This window comes from Paenibacillus taichungensis (genome assembly GCF_050994985.1).
GTDB classification, from domain to species: Bacteria; Bacillota; Bacilli; order Paenibacillales; family Paenibacillaceae; genus Paenibacillus; species Paenibacillus taichungensis.
In genome coordinates, this window is record NZ_CP194720.1 from 2,024,763 (window position 1) to 2,043,337 (window position 18,575).

16 protein-coding genes are annotated in these 18,575 nt (G+C 44.6%); 11 read left to right on the top strand and 5 right to left on the bottom strand.

Annotated features, from left to right (window positions below):
* Positions 1-42: 42 nt before the first annotated feature.
* Entirely contained in the window at positions 43-525 is a 483-nt protein-coding gene (locus ACR1R9_RS09380; protein ID WP_433921245.1) for an NAD(P)H-dependent flavin oxidoreductase, read from the top strand.
* Between the two features lie 38 nt (positions 526-563).
* A complete protein-coding gene (locus tag ACR1R9_RS09385; RefSeq protein ID WP_433956455.1) occupies positions 564-1,115 on the top strand; it encodes an NAD(P)H-dependent flavin oxidoreductase in 552 nt (183 codons plus the stop codon).
* 6 nt (positions 1,116-1,121) lie between these two features.
* On the opposite strand, the gene ACR1R9_RS09390 is transcribed toward ACR1R9_RS09385, so the two are convergent.
* Both ACR1R9_RS09390 and ACR1R9_RS09395 read right to left on the bottom strand, forming a co-directional pair.
* Positions 1,122-1,649: a DinB family protein gene (locus tag ACR1R9_RS09390; RefSeq protein WP_099856080.1), complete on the bottom strand. Its 528-nt coding sequence runs from the start codon at positions 1,647-1,649 to the stop codon at positions 1,122-1,124.
* 145 nt (positions 1,650-1,794) lie between these two features.
* Complete coding sequence (locus ACR1R9_RS09395) at positions 1,795-3,750, bottom strand: ATP-dependent DNA helicase (RefSeq protein ID WP_257219470.1); 1,956 nt, start codon at positions 3,748-3,750, stop codon at positions 1,795-1,797.
* A gap of 270 nt (positions 3,751-4,020) precedes the next feature.
* On the opposite strand from ACR1R9_RS09395, the gene ACR1R9_RS09400 reads away from it, so the two are divergent.
* From ACR1R9_RS09400 to ACR1R9_RS09410, 3 genes are all read left to right on the top strand, one after another.
* Positions 4,021-6,285 carry a glycoside hydrolase family 3 N-terminal domain-containing protein gene (locus ACR1R9_RS09400; protein WP_433921244.1) on the top strand — a complete coding sequence of 755 codons (2,265 nt, stop codon included), beginning with the start codon at positions 4,021-4,023 and terminating at the stop codon, positions 6,283-6,285.
* 163 nt (positions 6,286-6,448) lie between these two features.
* A complete protein-coding gene (locus tag ACR1R9_RS09405; protein WP_180287116.1) occupies positions 6,449-6,628 on the top strand; it encodes a hypothetical protein in 180 nt (59 codons plus the stop codon).
* Positions 6,629-7,094: 466 nt separating this feature from the next.
* A complete protein-coding gene (locus ACR1R9_RS09410; protein WP_433956456.1) occupies positions 7,095-8,105 on the top strand; it encodes a phosphotransferase enzyme family protein in 1,011 nt (336 codons plus the stop codon).
* 104 nt (positions 8,106-8,209) lie between these two features.
* Here the strand turns inward: ACR1R9_RS09410 and ACR1R9_RS09415 are convergent, their stop codons facing one another.
* Positions 8,210-9,040 carry an AraC family transcriptional regulator gene (locus ACR1R9_RS09415; RefSeq protein WP_180287139.1) on the bottom strand — a complete coding sequence of 277 codons (831 nt, stop codon included), beginning with the start codon at positions 9,038-9,040 and terminating at the stop codon, positions 8,210-8,212.
* A 198-nt stretch (positions 9,041-9,238) separates the two neighbouring features.
* Here ACR1R9_RS09415 and ACR1R9_RS09420 point away from each other — a divergent pair, with 198 nt between their 5' ends.
* The 3 genes from ACR1R9_RS09420 to ACR1R9_RS09430 all read left to right on the top strand — a co-directional run bounded on the left by ACR1R9_RS09420 (position 9,239) and on the right by ACR1R9_RS09430 (position 13,571).
* Complete coding sequence (locus ACR1R9_RS09420; protein WP_433921242.1) at positions 9,239-10,645, top strand: glycoside hydrolase family 4; 1,407 nt, start codon at positions 9,239-9,241, stop codon at positions 10,643-10,645.
* A gap of 408 nt (positions 10,646-11,053) precedes the next feature.
* Complete coding sequence (codB, locus tag ACR1R9_RS09425) at positions 11,054-12,334, top strand: cytosine permease (RefSeq protein ID WP_113054333.1); 1,281 nt, start codon at positions 11,054-11,056, stop codon at positions 12,332-12,334.
* Positions 12,303-13,571, top strand: a complete 1,269-nt coding sequence (locus ACR1R9_RS09430) for a cytosine deaminase (RefSeq protein ID WP_433921241.1) — start codon at positions 12,303-12,305, stop codon at positions 13,569-13,571. The genes codB and ACR1R9_RS09430 overlap by 32 nt, the downstream gene beginning before the upstream one ends.
* A 159-nt stretch (positions 13,572-13,730) precedes the next feature.
* Here the strand turns inward: ACR1R9_RS09430 and ACR1R9_RS09435 are convergent, their stop codons facing one another.
* Positions 13,731-14,159 (bottom strand): hypothetical protein, encoded by a 429-nt coding sequence (locus tag ACR1R9_RS09435; protein WP_433956433.1) that lies wholly within the window; start codon positions 14,157-14,159, stop codon positions 13,731-13,733.
* On the bottom strand, positions 14,102-15,190 hold the full coding sequence (locus tag ACR1R9_RS09440; protein WP_433956434.1) for a PLP-dependent aminotransferase family protein: 1,089 nt from the start codon (positions 15,188-15,190) through the stop codon (positions 14,102-14,104). The genes ACR1R9_RS09435 and ACR1R9_RS09440 overlap by 58 nt, the downstream gene beginning before the upstream one ends.
* Positions 15,191-15,352: 162 nt before the next feature.
* Here ACR1R9_RS09440 and pdxS point away from each other — a divergent pair, with 162 nt between their 5' ends.
* The 3 genes from pdxS (at position 15,353) to ACR1R9_RS09455 (ending at position 18,527) form a co-directional block, all read left to right on the top strand.
* The gene (gene pdxS, locus ACR1R9_RS09445) at positions 15,353-16,237 is read left to right on the top strand and encodes a pyridoxal 5'-phosphate synthase lyase subunit PdxS (protein WP_218642256.1); all 885 of its coding nucleotides are present in this window, start codon (positions 15,353-15,355) and stop codon (positions 16,235-16,237) included.
* A 249-nt stretch (positions 16,238-16,486) separates the two neighbouring features.
* Entirely contained in the window at positions 16,487-17,227 is a 741-nt protein-coding gene (locus ACR1R9_RS09450; protein WP_076289277.1) for a LytR/AlgR family response regulator transcription factor, read from the top strand.
* 1 nt (position 17,228) lies between these two features.
* Positions 17,229-18,527 carry an ATP-binding protein gene (locus ACR1R9_RS09455; RefSeq protein ID WP_433921239.1) on the top strand — a complete coding sequence of 433 codons (1,299 nt, stop codon included), beginning with the start codon at positions 17,229-17,231 and terminating at the stop codon, positions 18,525-18,527.
* Positions 18,528-18,575 lie beyond the last annotated feature (48 nt).

Consider the following 18,575-nt stretch of genomic DNA (forward strand, 5'->3'; position numbering starts at 1 on the left):
CTATAAAAGAATGGAATCCGAATTGATGAGGAGGGAACCTCGATGTCTATTCAATTAAACAGTAAGTTCTGTGAAAGCTTCAATATTCGTTATCCAATCGTTCTTGCGGGGATGGCGGGAATTGCAAACATGGCACCCCTGGTCGCTGCGGTTTCTAATGCAGGTGGGTTAGGGACGTTAGGCGCTGCCTATTTGAGTCCTGAGGAACTAAGAGGAGCCATACACGAGATTAAAAAACGGACGCAAGCACCGTTTGCCATAAATATTTTTGCTCATGTTGGACCGGATCACTATACGAATTTTGATGCGGTAAACGAAGAGTTGACCCCGATTCGAGAATCCTTGGGTGTGAAGCAGCATGCTCAAGATGAAATACGTACACCCAATCATTTTGAGGAACAGTTTGACATCTTGCTGGACGAAAAAGTTTCGATTATTAGTACAACGTTTGGATTATTTTCCGAGCATCATATGCAGAAGGCAAAATCGTTAGGGATCAAAATTAGAGTAAGGTCACCACGGTAGAGGAAGCCATTCAAGCGGAGAAGCGCGGATGTGATGTCATCGTTGCACAAGGTAGTGAAGCAGGAGGGCATCGAGGAACTTTTGATGTATCATCTCAGCCTAGTGGAGCAAATATCGGAACCATGGCACTAGTCCCACAAATTGTAGATCACGTTCATATTCCAGTCATTGCTGCCGGCGGAATTATGGATGGCAGAGGACTGGTGGCTTCACTCGCTTTAGGAGCTCAAGGTGTACAAATGGGAACTCGTTTCTTAACATCAGTTGAGTCTGGCGCACATAAGGTATATAAACGTGCATTGCTTGATAGCACAGAGGAAAGCACCGTAATTACAAATGCCTTTTCTGGCCGGCCGGCGCGTGGCATCAAGAACGACTTTATACAACATTGGGAAGCATCCAGTATTAAGCCGCTAACCTTTCCTACCCAAAATACATTAACTCGCGAGATTAGAAATGCTTCAGCTAAGCAAAATAATCCCGAGTATATGGCCCTTTGGGCAGGTCAGGGAACGAGAATGTTAACAGATAACCAATCTGCAGGCGATATCATCAATCAAATTGTAGAAGAAGCCAGAAATATAATTTAGTTGGGATTATAATTTCACATCCAGCGAATAACGATCGCGAAGTACTGATAAATGGTGAAGCTCATGTCCAACCAAAATATAGGCGATCGATCGAGCTGAAGCAGGATTATCACTGACGATCCCTCTACAGAGCCAAGCTTCCGGCGTGAGGTGACGGAGCATAAGAATGGTAGAACGGCGTGTGACGACATATTCTTCGTTCAAATCGGCTACGGTATACGCGTTAAAAGGTTGGCTCTGCATAAGCACGTCCTGATCGTAGCCAGGATGATTCGCTTTGTCACCTCTGGCGATGCGAAGCAATCGACTACTCATGATGCGTTCGTTATCCAAAAGGTGGCCGATGACCTCCTTCACGCTCCATTTGCCTTCGGCGTAACGATAGTTTGCTTGCTCCTCTGTTAATGAAGAAAGCAAAGTTTGTACGATGTTGGCCTGCTGCTCTAACTGTTCGATGATGTTCCCTTCAGGAACAAGCTGGATGTACCCTTCATAAAAAGCTGCATACTCCTCTGTAGTCGGTCTTTCAACCATGTAAATGCCTCCTTTGGGATTCTTAGATCTGGAATATATTGTAGCATATATCTTACTTCAAGCATTGAATAGGCCCCTCCGCTTTATGGATGGAAGGGCCTATTTCATGTGATTTGCAAAGTTATATGGTTGGGTTGTTCCACGATCAATCCGTACGTCGTATCCCTTTTTGTTGAACAAATTTCTCCAAAGTCGAAAAATCCTCAGTCACTTCTTTGAATGGCAGCGTATCCAGCACCTGTTCCCGGTAACTCTTTTTTGCCGCTGCGCTGAGACGGGAGTCGAGTATGCTGAGTATGCCAAGATCCGTTTCACTGCGAATCAAGCGTCCCGTTCCTTGCCTTAACCGGAGAAGCATATCCGGTACAAACACCTCCATGAACGAATTCTTCGTTACAGATGCCTTATATTCATAAATAGGGTCTGAAGGAACAGGGAAGGGCAGCCGGAAAATAATGACCTGTGACAGGTCAGAACCCTCGATATTCACGCCTTCCCAGAATACACCGGTACCCAGGAGCACACCTTTGCTTTTCCTGAATTCGGCGATGACACTGTCCTGGGAAGATCCTTCTTTTTGAACATGAACTGCCCCTTTATATTCATCAGGCCTTGAAATCAGCTTCTTATGAATGTATTTCATGTCTTCCTTTGCTGAAAAAAGGACGATTGTTCTTCCTTGTGTTAAATTACAGAGTTGAACCAATTCGTTGTAGGCTGCTTCAAGATAGTTTTCGCGCTGATCATGGTGGTAATATGGAACTTTGTTGGAGATGTACATCATGGTATGGTTGGTGTAATCAAAAGGGGAGGATTTTCGATCCATAAAATCCCCCTTATAACCGAGGGACTGCGTCAAATAAGAGTATTGTTCCTCCAGCGTATCCCCACCTTGGCACAGCGTTGCCGATGTTAGGATAACAGGCGCTTTGCCATTAAATAAAGCATACTTCAGAAATTGGCTTATATCTTTGGGACAGATGCTGATTGTGGCTACTCCCAAGGGACTGCTTGCCCATATGAGATAGTTATCCTCTATTTCAGCCAAAACATGGATGAGGGTAATAAGCCCGTTTATAGCTTCAAAAGTGTCATCAATCTCCCGTTCGTGACGGGAGGTCAAAATGGAAAGGCGAAGACTAAGATCTTTCAAATCGTTCGAGACTTGGTTTAACGGTATACCTTTTATTTCCGACACTTTTATACGGTCGCTATCCTGCTTCGCATGGTGGAGCAGATCCGCGTTTATCTGTTGGAAGATTCGTTCAACACATTTTTTTATAAACTTGGATTGTGAGAAGAGACTTTTATCCCCGGACTGCTTCGTTAGAAGCTGTACAGTATTATCCAGAATGCGGCTGATTCCCCGATAAGTAAACTCAAGCGTTCTGGCATCTCGAACTTTTGCTTCCAGATTATGCGCTTCATCAATGACGATCAGAGCCGGCTGTTCTGAGATGATACTCTTGGTTCCTTCTTTTTTCTTCATCAAATCCCGTATGAGCAGGTCCTGGTTCACAATAATAAAATCAATCTCATGAGCCTTTGCATTTAATTTAGCTCTCATATCGTAAAACAAGCACGCATTTTTATGATGGCAACGTTCAAATTTGCAATCATTTACGGAAAAGTTGGACCATTCGGCATCACTAATTCCAGCTTTAATATCCGCTCTTTCATCAATTTCAAAATCTAAAATGCGCTGGGCAAGGGTAGACAGTGAGGAGTTCGGATTATCAGGCCTGCTCCATTCCGCGGCCCTACTTCGGCACGCATACTGCCCCATACCTTTCCCAACGACAGAGCGAACTGTTGTGAAGCCCAACCTGCTACCAATGACTCTTAAATCTTTATGTATCTGTTCCGAAAGCTGAATGGAGGATGTAGCTATAATGACCGGTTTCTGCGACATTTGATTCATGAGCAGGCTCGGTATCAGGTAGCCAAAAGACTTGCCGATTCCGACACCAGCTTCAATCATGGCGTTATGCCCGTGGATATAAGCATCGGCTATATCGAGAGACATTTCTTGCTGCCCGATTCGCTCTCTAAGACCAATTCGAGGGAACCGATCATAGATTCGGAAGATGGCGTTAACCAAAGACCGTTCGATTTCCTTTTTTGATTCCCGTTTATTTATCTTATAGAGATCATTTAACCAGTTAATAACGAGCGCCCCCCTTCCAAATGAAAGATCCTCCTGTAGGAATTTTTTAGTCAAACTGTAATTATCTTAGATGGTGAGATAACAGTCAAGTGTTCATAGGTGTTAATCATGTACCCAAGCGATAATAGCAGCGACCCAACGCAACAAAACATACATCAATAGCGTCTATTCTTCTTACAAAGAACATCAACAGGAGTGAAATAGATGCAACTAAAAATGATGGCGATATTCGGTGCTGTTCTCGGCTCTATGCTCATATGGGCAGGAAGTGCAGATGCGGAAGAACGTTTTACCGATCTTCAGCATTCGAAGTGGGCAGAAGACGGTATCGAGTATATGGCCGAACGAGGAACGGTCGCAGGATATGGAAATGGAATATTTAAGCCCCAAGGGCTGGTAACAAGGGCGCAAGCCGTCACGTTTATGGTGCGAGAGCTTTATCCTCAAGAGCTGGAGAAACCAGTGGAAGGTACAACGACTTATTCGGATGTTCCGACAACTCACCCCTTTTATCGGGAAATCGCGTTAGCATCAAAAAACGGACTTGCCAGCGGATTTCCTGGCGGCTCCTTCCGTCCGGATGCACCGCTTAGCCGTGCCGAAACTGCAGCATTTCTTACGCGTGCGTATTCACTCTTGGAAGGCAAGCAACCAGCTAATTGGTCAGATACAAAACAACATTGGGCTGAAGCGCCTATTCTGATCTTGAGCTCCAACGGCTTGGTCGGCGGATATTCGGATGGTACTTATCGTCCGAATCAAACGGTCACGCGAGCGGAATATGCTGTATTTATGTCACGAGTGATTCGGTTCGAACGTGAAGCAGCCATTCGTACACAAGATTGGGACAAGCTGATATCCTATATGACCGTAAGCGAGCAAGTCGGCCAGATGCTTATGCCTGACATTAGGCAATGGAACGGTAAAGTGACTACGACCGTTCATGAAGGGCTGAAACGCAGCATTCATGATCAAGATTTGGGCGGGCTTATTCTTTTCGACAAAAATATTGTAGATATCAGGCAGCTTACAACATTCACACATGACATGCAAAGGGAAGCCGGCGACATTCCTTTATTTCTTAGCATCGACCAAGAAGGAGGCGTCGTTAAGCGGATACCGGGCGGGACGAATCTGCCGGGGCAAATGGCGCTTGGCGCAACGGGAGATACAGCTCTAGCTGAAGCGGCTGGTCAGTTGACAGGAGAGGAGTTGAAGGCACTGGGGATACAGATCAACTTTGCGCCAGTGCTAGACATTAACAGCAATCCAGACAACCCAATCATTGGCATACGATCGTTTGGCTCAGACGCGGATTTGGTGACGCGGCTTGGTCTCGCAACGATAAAGGGTCTACAGCAATCCGGGGTGATCGCGGCAGTCAAGCATTTCCCAGGGCATGGGGATACGACCGTAGACTCACATCTCGGTATGCCTGTGCTAACACATAACCGCGCACGGCTTGATGCGGTAGAATTAAAACCATTTCGGGATGCGATTGAGAACGGGGTCGAGATGATCATGACTGCACACATTGCTTTCCCGGCCATTGATAACGAGCATGTCACTTCACTCAAAGACGGAAAGAGTGTGCCCATACCTGCCACCTTATCCAAAAAGGTGCTGACCGGACTGCTTCGGGGGGAGCTGGGATACGAAGGTCTGATCATATCTGACGCTTTTACCATGAATGCGATTGCGGAGCATTTTGGGGAGAATAAAGCCGTGGAACGTGCTGTTTCCGCAGGTGTTGATATCATCCTTATGCCAAAAGATCCGGCAGTTGCACATCAAACGCTCGTGAACGCAGTGAAGAGCGGGAAGATCCCGGACAAAACCATTCATGCTTCAGTGAAGCGAATTCTGGAGCTGAAAGCCAAATATGGTTTGTTTGAACGCAGCCAGACTCTAGCCCAAAAGTTAACCGAGCTTAACGGTGTCATTGGATCGAAGCAGCATCGTTCGGTGGAGCAGGAAATTGCCGAGCGAGCGGTCACCGTATTGGCCAGCCGTGAGGGTGTACTTCCGGATCAAATTCAACAAGGCGACCGGGTCGTTATTCTCGCAGCCGAACAGGAACAGGCAAAGCAGCTTGAAAAGCAACTGAAACAAGCTGCAAGTAACCTATCCCTGAAGACAGAAATTTCTCTTATTGGACAAGGGAAGACGAATGAAGCTCTCCAGGCGATTGGACAGGCCGACTACGTCATTCTCGCTTCTTACCAGTTCCGTAACGTGGCCAGTGAGTTCGGTTGGTCCGATTATCAAACCTTGATTGATACGATGAACAGGCGTAATCAGCGTTACTCCCTATTGTCGCTTGGTAACCCGTACGAGATGATTTATTTGCAGAATGTGCGTTCAGGGCTTGCCGTCTATGGAAAGCAGGAGCCCAATACGACAGCAGGGATCAAAGTGCTGGTTGGCCAACGGAAAGCTGAGGGCAAGTTACCGGTGAGAACGGATTAAAACATTATTAATGATGTTGAAAAAGACTGATTCCAAATATGGATCAGTCTTTTTGGTATTTTGATCTTTGGTTCCGCCGGTCATGCTATCCCTCATGTAATTCCTCGCTACCTACAAAATAAGGAGTAGAGTTATAATTAACTTAATCTGGAGGTGGTAACGCGTGAGATTAGAAGAAATGTTCACGGTACATGTGAACATTGGAAATCATTCGAATTACAGCGTGGATGATTCTGTTGTCATGATTACATTTACAGGGAATGTGACCGGAAAGTATTTTGAGGGAATGGTGCTTGATGGAGGGGTAGATACTCAAATTACTGTTATAACCCCGATCATATGAAATCCAAATCGATAGTAACCAGACCTGAATTGGAATAAGGATGGGAAGTTTCATAGTCGTCTTTCTTTTGTTCTGCATTCAATCCCAAGTGACATCTCCTCTGAATTATCTTTTTTCATTTACATAGACACATTTTTTTACTTTTCATCAAATCTTTTTTTACTCATGGTTCAATGACGACGACCCAGATATTTTGATTCGGTATTATTACGTGGAAGCAGTGCTAACAAAAGTAATAGAATAATTTGGAATTATAGGATAAGATATGTGCATCTGAACAAAAAGGAGCGAATTTCAAATGACTAACAAGGTGATTGTGCTTTAGGTTCACAGAAGGATATTTGCGTAACAAAGATTCCTTTTGTGGACATTGCATTGCGGGAGATCGTCCCGACAATGTTTACTGGAGGAGATCATTATTAACTTTAACGAAGCTGTTAACATCAGCAATACGCACGTACTGGAATTGGTATGCGAGCTGTTTTATCTGGAGGGTTACAACATTCAGCTTATTCCACCTCATGAGGGTGGGCGGAATGTCGTTTATACCTGTGAGCAAGAGGGGCGTGAATCGCTCATACTCCGAGTGTCTTTTTTGCCTGACAGAAAGCGGGAAGATTACATTGCCGAACTGGAGTATGTCCGTTATTTATTTGAACACGGGGCAAGTGTCTCGAATGTAGTCAACTCGAAAAAGGGCCATCTGTTAGAAGAAATCACTTATAATCATCATACGTTTTTTGTCAGCCTGTTTAACAAGGCCAAGGGAAAGTTGCTGGTAGAAAATAATTATCAGTACCGAGAAGGTGTTCCACTTACCGAATACTATTATAATAGCGGCAAAGTTTTGGGCAAAATGCATCAGCTATCCAAAAGCTATGTACCCGTTCATCGCCGGCATCATTTTTTTGATAATTACAAAGGTGAATATATCAATAACTTGATACCTGAATCATTCTCGCTGCTTAAGGAGAAGATGGTCGAACTGCTGAATACTTTAAAAGGTTTGGATACAAACCAGGAAACATTCGGGATGATCCATTTCGATTATAATGATGGGAATTACTCAATCGATTTTGATACCGGTCAAATCACGGTGTATGATTTTGATAATTCCTGCTTCGGTTGGTATATGTATGATCTGGCAGATCTATGGACACACGGTGTGGGCTGGATACAATTCGAACCTGACGCCGGTAAACGCAAAGCGTTCATGCATGATTATTTTGAAACTGCCCTCGCTGGTTATACTTCCGAAACCAAGATCGAAGATTCGATGTTGGAGATGCTGCCTTTATTTATTCAAGTTACCCTTTTGGAGAATATCCTAGGTCAATTGGAGGAAATGCAGCATACTGGTGAAGAACCGGAAGATAACGAAGAAGTGTTGTATCTCATTAAATGTCTGGAAGAGGATATACCGTACAGGGGATTTTTCCATGACATATATTCGAGTGAAGCACCATTTACGTTATGAGAAACGCTGAAGTGACTTACACCTGAAGCATGAATAACCAGTGACTAACCAAATGTGGAGGCAGCCGGCATAGACCGGTTGCCTCTTTGTTTAGCTATGGCACTCTATTCAAATTTGGAAGGAGGCACGTTGTAAAATTTTTTAAATGCTTTGGAGAAGGTGAAGGGATCGGGATAGCCCAGAAATCCGGCAATTTGCTGGACCGTATATTTTTTCTCATACAGATAGTCCCGTGCCCGGTTCATCTTGATTTGATTGATGTACTGTCCCGGCGTAATACCCAGAATTTTCTTGAACAAAGAAATAAAATATTTCTCAGAGACACCGGCAATGGCTGCAAGCTCGTTAACTCGGATGGCACGATGCAGATTCGAATCCACATAAGGGAATACGTTCTGCAGAACCTCCAGACTTCCTTCCGTTTTCCTCGATTTTCGGTCTTTTAGAAATTCACCATTATACAGACCTTGCCCGTGCAGCTCCAATATTTTTGCAATGACGAGAAGCAGAGAAGCTTTCAAATAGAGCGGACTTCCGGAAGCGCCGCTGTCCTGCTTGAACCTTAGATAGGACGAGGTGAACAATGTTGATTCCTCCCTAACCAGGTTGCCAGGTACAATGCCCGGCAGTTGAAACTCGCCCAGAATTCGCTTTTGCTCAGCAATGCTGAAATCAAAGTGCATGTATATAAATCGGCACAGCTCTCCAGTCGTGGAAGCCAGATAGGGCATATCCGGATAAAAAAATACAATGTCACCCGGGTCCGCCATATGTTCGATCCCATCGATGGTGATCTGGACGGAGCCTGCTGTAATAAACCACAGATCATAATCGGAATGAGACTTGTGCTCCATCCAATTGCTGTCGTGAGTTTGTTCTAAATAAGAGCTCATGCGAAGTGTGATATACTCCGAAAGTTCGTCCATTATACTCATATTTACTATTCCTGCATGCGTCTGATCCAACTCATCACCCCTCCACTTTATGACATCCTTCATTTTTTTAATAATCTAGCAAAGGATTTATCTCTTGTTAACTATCGTACCATATGACATGTTTTGAAAACTATCACACATTCCGATTCCAGCCCACTCACCTATAATGAATTTATATCGTTACGAGGAGGGTTATTGATGAATGCTACAAACACACAACATCCAAAGGTAGTTGTTATTGGGGCGGGCAGCCTGTTTTTCGGTCGTCAGTCCATCTGGCAGATGGTTCACTCACCATACTTGAACCAGGGAACTTTGGCTTTAGTGGATACGGACGAGGAGCGGCTCTCGAAAATGGTAACACTTGCAGAGAGGGTCGCCCGGGAAAACAATGTATCCTTAAAGATTGAGGGCTCGGTAGACCGAAGACAAGTGCTGCCGGGAGCGGACTTCGTTGTGCTTAGCTTTGCAGAGCAATCAGTCAAATACCGGGGAATTGACTGCCAAGTCTCTCTAAAATACGGCATTCGCATGTGTTCTGGCGATACGATTGGCCCGGGTGGAATCTTTAGGGCGATGAGAGAGCTTCCGGTTATTATGGAATGCGCCAGAGACATTGAAGAGCTATGTTCTGATGCCTGGGTAATTAATTATATTAATCCGTCTACCGTTCATGGCATCGCACTACATCGCTATGCTCCGAAGCTAAAATCGTTTGCCCTGTGCGATAGTCATCATATGCCGCATAAGAAAGCCTATTACGCTGTAAGAGCTGGAATCATCGAAAAGACAGACGAGTTCACCAATGAAATCGATCAGAAATTCGATTTCCGCATCGCTGGCGTCAATCATTTCACTTGGCTGCTTAAAGCGGAATTCGAAGGGAAAAATGTGATGCCCCTAATCGCGGAAGCCATGCGCAAAATGGCAGGTGATGAGAACAACGGCGGTGATCGCGGAGCAAAAGCTATTTTTAATGATGCGATTACCTACGAACTGTATGATATTTTCGGAATCATCCCCACTTGCACGGCGCATACGAAGGAATACGTTCGATATTGGCAAGGTCTCGGCAAGACTACAGACGCAATTCCGCCATTATCCATCTGGGAGACAGAGGACAGGTATCAGCGTCACGACGAAATGTGGCGTCAGGTTGATGACTTTCTTGAGGGGAACATCCCGATTACCGATTACATGAGCACCTTTGGCCCAGACCATGCGACTGATATCATTGAGAACATGGTAGGGAATTTGGGGAAGAAGTTTTTCATCAATACGCTTAATCAAGGCGCGGTAACCAATATGAATGCCGATTCGTTCCTGGAAGTGCTGTGCGATGTGGGAATGGATGGAGTTAAGCCAGTTCATGTAGGCGAGATGCCGCGTGGAGTAAGAGGAATGCAAGAACTTGTACTGGATACACATGAGCTGACGGTCGAAGCTGTTCTGGAGCAGAGCTACGAGAAGCTGAGAAGGGCGATGCTCACCGATCCGCTCGTGAATTCCATCAGTGACGCGGACAAGATCATTCATGAATTGTTGGAACTGGAGCGTGATATGATTCCCGACGTCTGGTACAAGGACAGACTGCAGTATACCTAAGGTATAGATAATGATAAAAGATCACGTTGACCTTCTGAAGGAAACTACGTGGTCTTTGATTTTATTAATAAATTTTAGTTCATTTGAAAAGTTAAATAGGTATAAAAATAGCTTATCTTAGAAGGGATTTATGACCATTGGATAATAATGACATTGACATCTGTGGCGTTTTCTAAAATAATAAATGTAATTGAATACTGGTACCTTTAATTCAGTCCAGAGAGGCTGGCAAGGGCAGCGGATTTTATAATCACGCGTGAATCAGGGCATATCCCCACAGGGATGCTCTGCGTCTTCGCGCGGATTATGATGCAAAAAGAGGCTACTTGTCAGTGTGTAACTTGACGAGTAGCCTCTTTTTTCTGCTTTTTTTTGGTATCAGATACACTTTAAGCTGGAGGTATTCTGATGAGCAAACAAGATCAAGAGTTTTCATGGCAAGAGGTGCCAAAAACGCAGAGAAATCATTTTTGGAAGACGTTATCCGTCATGTTGGGTTTCACCTTCTTCTCGGCGAGTATGTTGGCAGGGGGTACGCTTGGAGTCAGTTTGACGTTTATGGAGTTCATTGGCATCGTGCTTGCTGGCAATTTGGTGCTCGGTATCTATACAGGGGCACTGGCACATATCGCTGCCAAGACGGGTCTTTCCACACATTTACTTGCTAAATATGCGTTTGGTGCGAAAGGATCGTACCTGCCATCGTTCCTGCTTGGCTTTACACAGGTCGGATGGTTCGGGGTAGGCGTGGCTATGTTCGCAATTCCGGTTGCCAAAGCGATGGATTGGAACGTGTACCTGTTAATCTTGCTGTTTGGTCTTGCTATGACGGCATCTGCCATCTTCGGTATGAAGTCGCTCGTCATCTTGGGTTATATCGCGGTTCCGGCTATTGCTATTCTCGGCGGTTACTCCATGTTCGAAGGTGCAGGCTCGCTGGGAGGTTTGCAAGGATTGCTCGATTACACGCCGACAGAGACACTCACCGCGGCAGCAGCATTGACCATTTGTATCGGTTCATTCATTAGTGGCGGAACGCTGACGCCCGATTTTGCCCGATTTTCCCGGACGTCCAAGCAGGCGGTTACCGCAACAGTTATTGCCTTCTTCCTTGGGAACTCGCTTATGTTCCTGTTCGGGGCAGTTGGTGCAATGGCATATAACCTGGCAGATATCTCGGAGGTCATGTTCCTGCAAGGCTTGCTCATTCCCGCGATCATCGTTCTTGGACTGAATATCTGGACAACCAACGATAACGCCTTGTACGCCTCCGGATTGGGTTTTGCCAACATCACTAAAATTTCGAAAAAGTTCTTCGTCATCGTAAACGGCATTGTGGGTACAGTATTTGCCATGTGGATGTACAACAATTTCGTCAGCTTCCTGAATGTGCTGGGCGCGGCGGTACCGTCCATTGGGGCCATCATCATCGCGGACTACTTCTTCGTGAAGCGCAGAAACTATAAACCGTTTGCCGAGATGAGCTTCAAAACTGTAAACTGGGTAGCGATGGTGGCTTGGGCCATCGGCGTTGCGTTTGCTCAGCTGGCTCCAGGAGTAACACCACTCAATGCACTGCTCGGTACGGCGGTGGCCTACATCGTGTTGATGCTGATCGTTCCTAACAAAGAATCCAACAAAGAAAAGGGGAAAATAAATGATTATACAGAACGCAAAATTGCGGGGTAAAGAAGGTCTATGGAATATCCTTGTCAAGGAAGGAAAGTTCGAACAAATTACGCAGGAGCTGCAAGCCACTGCAAATGAGGAAATACTTGACGTCAACGGTTCACTTGTACTGCCACCATTCATTGAACCCCACATCCATCTGGATACAACGTTAACGGCTGGCGAGCCGGAATGGAATTTGAGCGGAACGCTATTTGAAGGCATCCAACGTTGGTCGGAACGCAAAGCATTCTTGACACATGAAGATGTTAAAACCCGCTCCAAAACAGCACTGAAATGGCAGATGGCGCAGGGGATCCAACATGTTCGGACACATGTGGACGTTACAGATCCAAGCTTGACGGCAGTCAAAGCGATGCTTGAAGTAAAAGAAGAGATGGCACCATACATCGACATCCAGCTTGTGGCTTTCCCACAGGAAGGTATTCATTCCTATCCAAACGGTGCAGAACTGCTGGAAGAGTCACTGAAAATGGGCGTTGACGTGGTCGGCGGCATTCCGCACTTCGAATTCACGAGAGAATACGGCGTTGATTCGATGAAGGTTGCATTTGACCTTGCCGAAAAATACGACCGTCTGATCGACATCCATTGCGACGAGATCGATGACGAGCAATCCCGATTCGTAGAAGTCGTTGCCAAGGAAGCCTACGAACGCGGTCTGGGCTCTCGCACAACGGCAAGTCACACAACGGCGATGGGGTCTTACAATGACGCATATACGTACAAATTGTTCAGATTGCTGAAGATGGCTGACCTCAATTTCGTCTCCAATCCGTTGGTCAACATTCACCTGCAAGGACGCTTCGACACGTATCCAAAAAGAAGAGGTCTGACTCGCGTCAAAGAGCTGCAGGAAGCTGGTCTTAACGTATGTTTCGGTCACGATGATATCTTTGATCCATGGTATCCGCTTGGAACGGGCAACATGCTCCAAGTACTGCACATGGGTATTCATGCTTCGCAGTTGCTGGGCTATGATCAAATCGTTAATTCGGTCGACCTCATTACGAAAAACAGCGCAAGAACGTTGCATATTGAGGATGCATACGGAATTGAAGTAGGAAAACCCGCCAACTTCATCGTTCTTGAAGCAGAGAACGAATACGAGGCTGTTCGAAAACAGGCTGGTGTACTGTACTCGTATAGAGGTGGCCGCAAAATCGCGGAAACAAAACCTCGAGATATGTCCATCATTCTTGAAGGTGGTTCGGAGAAAGTTACGTTCAATAAATAATTAAATGAGAAGTGCGATGCATCAACCATAGCCTACGCATTAGTCAAAAAATCCCCTCAGGGTGGACAGGTCAATAGAGATTCCATGATTGTGGACTCTTCCTGTACAAAAGAGGGGATTTTTGGTGTTCCGATTTTGAAAGACGAGAGAGAGGGTACCTTACAATGGAGCTGTGACGGCATTTATTAATTTGCATACGCCTGCCTGTAATTGAACATCTGACAAATGTGCAAATGATAAATAGATACCATACTTCGTACCGTCAGACGTTGAACTGCTGACTTCTGAGTATACAACCCCTTCTGATCTAGCTGATGCCCGAAAGACTTCATAAGTGGACGCATTACCTCGCCACCAGCCAAACACGTGCAGCCCCGCTTCATTTTCTACCCAATCAAACCATGTAGAGAGTTGTTGGTTCAAAAGTTTGAGTAACAGATGAAATTTGCGACTGTATAAACGATTCATCCTACGCAGATGACGCTCATATTGTCCGCTTGTCATAAATGCTGCTAATGCCCGCTGTTCGATCAGATTGACAGGTCTTGGCTCGTATAATGCCTGTGCTTTTCTAAAGGTGTCTGCCAAGGTGGGGGGAGAACCACGTAACCAAGCCGTACTTCCAAAGGCAAGGTTTTCGTGAAGCTGCCAAGGTAGATTACGCGTCCCGCTTTATCCAATGTTTTCAGTGGTTCAACATGCATTCCGCGATATCGGAATTCACTATCATAATCATCCTCCACAATCATAGCATCATGACGATGTGCCCAATCCAGCAAAGTTTGTCTGCGTTCAAGGCTGAGCATTTCGCCGGTTGGAAATTGTCGTGATGGCGTGACAAACAACATACGTGCATCCCAGTTTTGGGGTACAACGCCTTGACCATCGAGACTGGCTTCAATCAAATTTGCACCCGCAGCCAAAATGGCTTGTGAAATTCCGATATAACAAGGACTTTCCGTCACTACATGATCCCCAGGATCTGCAAGTAATTGAGTGAGTAGAGCTATAGCTTGCATAGAGCCGGCAGTCACTGCAATGTGATCTGCATCGACTTGAATCCCCCGCATCCGCCGAAGGTAGGCAGCAATGGCTTCTCGCAATTTCGGCTCTCCTGTTGAACTAACAAGAGCAGAGGTTGTTTCTATGTGATGCTCCCGATGCCGTATCTCAGCATACAATCGATTGTTCCATTCATCGTAAGGGAACTTGGAGAAATCAGGCTGGTATTTGCTAAAATCAATAACTTCGTCGCTTTCTATTCTGGAATTACTTGTTTGTGCATTGGTATGTGAATTCCTTTGAGTTGTGTGCTGTTCAAACTGCTGAATACGATTCCCCCAGGCTGATAAGTGATGAGTGCATGCTTTCTCGGTGGACGCATCATTGCTTAAATCCAACTGATAAGCAACAAAGGTTCCTCTCCCATGCTCGGAATGAATATAACCTTGAGCAGTCAACGTATCATACACCTGATTCACTGTTCCGCGGGAAATGTGATACGTCGCAGCTAACTCTCGTGTAGATGGTAACTTCTCGCCATGCACCAGGTTACCTTCTTGAATAGCATCACGAATTGCTTGATAGAGAGCCTTCATCTTGGTATATTTTCGGTTCAAATATGAACTGTAAGCTACATGAAATTGCATATGCCCTCCAGAGGATAATTTAGAAGTGGTACAATAAAAACCGAAATTATTGGATCTTTTTAGTTGTCCATTCTCATTTTATACTAAACCATAGGTTGAAGTGAAACAATAAATTTAATTAGGAGGAATACAATCATGCAAACAGGTACAGATCGTGTAAAAAGAGGAATGGCTGAGATGCAAAAGGGCGGCGTCATCATGGACGTCATGAATGCAGAGCAAGCTAAAATCGCTGAAGCGGCAGGGGCAACAGCTGTTATGGCTCTTGAGCGGGTACCTTCCGATATTCGCGCAGCTGGCGGTGTAGCTCGTATGGCAGATCCAACCATCGTGGAAGAGGTTATGAAGGTTGTATCTATTCCAGTTATGGCCAAGGCGCGTATCGGTCATTACATAGAAGCCAAAGTGCTTGAATCTCTAGGTGTGGACTATCTCGATGAAAGTGAAGTTCTTACGCCTGCAGACGAAGTGTTCCATATTGATAAACATGAGTTCACTGTACCATTTGTATGTGGAGCCAAAGATTTGGGAGAAGCTCTTCGCCGTATTGGTGAGGGTGCATCGATGATTCGTACAAAAGGCGAGCCTGGAACGGGTAACATTGTTGAGGCAGTTCGTCATATGCGTCTGATTAACAGCCAGATCCGCAAAGTGAAAAACATGTCCAAGGATGAGTTGTACGCTGAAGCAAAAAATCTGGGCGTAGCTTATGAATTACTGCGCGATGTTCATGAAAATGGAAAACTTCCTGTCGTTAACTTTGCAGCAGGTGGTGTAGCCACTCCGGCAGACGCAGCATTAATGATGCATCTGGGCGCAGACGGTGTGTTTGTAGGATCAGGTATTTTCAAATCAGATAGCCCTGAGAAATTCGCTCGTGCAATCGTTGAAGCTACAACACATTACACGGATTACAAACTGATTGCCGAAGTATCCAAAAACTTGGGTGCTCCAATGAAAGGAATTGAAATTTCTAAATTGGCTCCAGAAGAGCGTATGTCCAACCGCGGTTGGTAAGCTTAAATAGAACATTAATTTTAAAGTATTGTTATGATTTTACACAACGCTGTATTTAAGCATTGAGCTTGAATGGGGTAGGAATAGATATCAAGAAAAGCCGATCAATGAGAAAAATTGATCGGCTTTGTTGCGCTTTAGGGTCTCAATCATGCGTTTCATCTTAATTTCGCCCTTGAACCTGTGATAAAATAGTATATTTGAGAGTGAAATTCAGCGTCGATGTCGATGAAAGGCGGATGTTCAAGCATGTTCAAAGTTGCAGTCTGTGATGACGAGGAGAAACAAAGAGAACTTGTGAAAACGATGCTTATCTCCTTATCTCTAAAAACGAATATTGATTTTCAAATTACATTATTTGCATCCGGAGAGCAGCTCGTCTCACATTATAAAAACGTGGGAGACACGTTTCATATCCTCATTATGGATGTGGAAATGAGCGGAATGAACGGAATCCAGACAGCCCAAGAAATCAGGAATATGAAGTATCTGGATGTGCAAATCATGTTTCTGACCAGCTACCCCGAGTATATGGTTGATAGTTTTGATGTGGTTACTTTTCAATATCTGATCAAACCAATCCTGCCGGATATCTTCGAGGAGAAGATGATTAAGCTGTGCCAATATTTTAAAGCGCTGGACAAAAAGTATGTACTGATTAAGTCAGATTATGAAGAGCTTCTATTGAAATACGATGATATTCTCTGGATTGAGGTCATGAAGAGTTTGACGATCAAGAACAAATTAAAATTTGTGACTCAGGAAAATTCGCATGAGAGCAAAGGCATCTTATCCGGTTATGCCACCGCCTTGAAAGATCATGGTTTCTTGCAAATTCATCGCTCGATTATCATCAACCTGATGCATGTTCAGAAGTTTGCGGGTACCCAAGTCGTCATGTTAAATGGTACGGAATTGCCGATAGGCCGCTCCAAAGTCAAGGAAGTCAAGGATGCTTATACCAAATATATGATCATGAGGATTCAGTGATATGGATATGTATGTAATCTTGTCCGTCTTCGTCGTTCCTTTACTTATGGCATTCCAGGTGAATTTTTATTTCAATTCCGTGCTGGGCAAGTCCAAACGAAAACCATACAGAGCGATCTATTTCATTGTATTTGTTGTACTGGGGTATTTCTATTTGGTATCTTCATTTTCACCTGTCGTTTCGTCCGCTTTTGCTTTGTTATTCATCTTCAGCCTGGCACAATCCTATGAGGTGGAATTCATCAAAAAAATTGCATTTACCATCCTCTATGCAGTACTGCTCACAACGGTAAATTACATTGCCGTATATATTATGAGTGCGATTGATTCCACGGATTACAGCATATGGGATCATTTCAACGTGGATTATCACTGGGTGTTCTCCAAAGTGATGCTGCTTGGTTGCGGTATCATGTTCATTGTGATCCAGATTGTGCGTTTGATAGCCAAGCGGAGAAGTTTCGCTATGCATTATCGTTATTATTTCTTGTTTCTGATCGTACCTACCATTACGATCTATCAGATCAATGTGGCCTCAACTTATAGTGAAAAAAACATATATTATGTCGTTTCCGTATTAGGCTCCCTTTTTCTTAATGTGTTCATTGTTTATCTATTCGATAATATGGTAGAAAAGGTTCAGCTCGCACATGAAAATGTTCAACTACAGCGTCAGATGGACTATCAGGATGCCAACTATGAGAAAACAGTGCACAGTTTCAAAAACGTGAAAAGCATCATCCATGATACCAATCAGCAGTTCCTGTACATTGAAGAGTGTATCAAGCAAAACAAGCTTGATGCCGCAGGTGAGCATATTCAACTCACATTGAATAAGATTGAAGGAGCGTACCAGCGGGTGAACTCCGGCAATCTTGTTATCGATGCCCTTGTTACAAATACCATCGCCGTGGGGCAGGCAAATGGGATCAAATTCGACACCCGTATTCAACTCCATTCACAACATCTCCATATCGATCGTTATGATCTGTGCGTTGTGCTCGGCAATATGTTGGATAATGCCATCGAAGCTTCCAAGAAAGTTAGACATGCTGAAGACAGGTATATCCTGGTTGCAATTCACTCCACGGCGTCTGCACTTGTAATCCAGATTCTAAATCATGTGGAGCAAAAATTGACTCACTTTAAGAGTGAGAAGCCCAATCCCGAGTTCCATGGGATCGGCTTAACCAATATATCGAGAATGTGCGACAAGTATGGCGGACATATGAGTATCGAGAATCATCATCGGACATTTAATAACATGGTCGTTCTTCCTTTTGACATGAACAGTCTCTGAACATACCGTTCGGGGATTGTTTTTTTCCATTCAGGGTTCGTTATCGTT

Bases quoted from the DNA above. Each gene is read 5' to 3' on its own strand.
- ACR1R9_RS09380 (WP_433921245.1), top strand. From the start codon at position 43: ATGTCTATTCAATTAAACAGTAAGTTCTGTGAAAGCTTCAATATTCGT.
- ACR1R9_RS09390 (WP_099856080.1), bottom strand. From the start codon at position 1,649: ATGGTTGAAAGACCGACTACAGAGGAGTATGCAGCTTTTTATGAAGGG.
- ACR1R9_RS09400 (WP_433921244.1), top strand. From the start codon at position 4,021: ATGCAACTAAAAATGATGGCGATATTCGGTGCTGTTCTCGGCTCTATG.
- ACR1R9_RS09415 (WP_180287139.1), bottom strand. From the start codon at position 9,040: ATGAGTATAATGGACGAACTTTCGGAGTATATCACACTTCGCATGAGC.
- ACR1R9_RS09420 (WP_433921242.1), top strand. From the start codon at position 9,239: ATGAATGCTACAAACACACAACATCCAAAGGTAGTTGTTATTGGGGCG.
- codB (WP_113054333.1), top strand. From the start codon at position 11,054: ATGAGCAAACAAGATCAAGAGTTTTCATGGCAAGAGGTGCCAAAAACG.
- ACR1R9_RS09430 (WP_433921241.1), top strand. From the start codon at position 12,303: ATGATTATACAGAACGCAAAATTGCGGGGTAAAGAAGGTCTATGGAAT.
- ACR1R9_RS09450 (WP_076289277.1), top strand. From the start codon at position 16,487: ATGTTCAAAGTTGCAGTCTGTGATGACGAGGAGAAACAAAGAGAACTT.
- ACR1R9_RS09455 (WP_433921239.1), top strand. From the start codon at position 17,229: ATGGATATGTATGTAATCTTGTCCGTCTTCGTCGTTCCTTTACTTATG.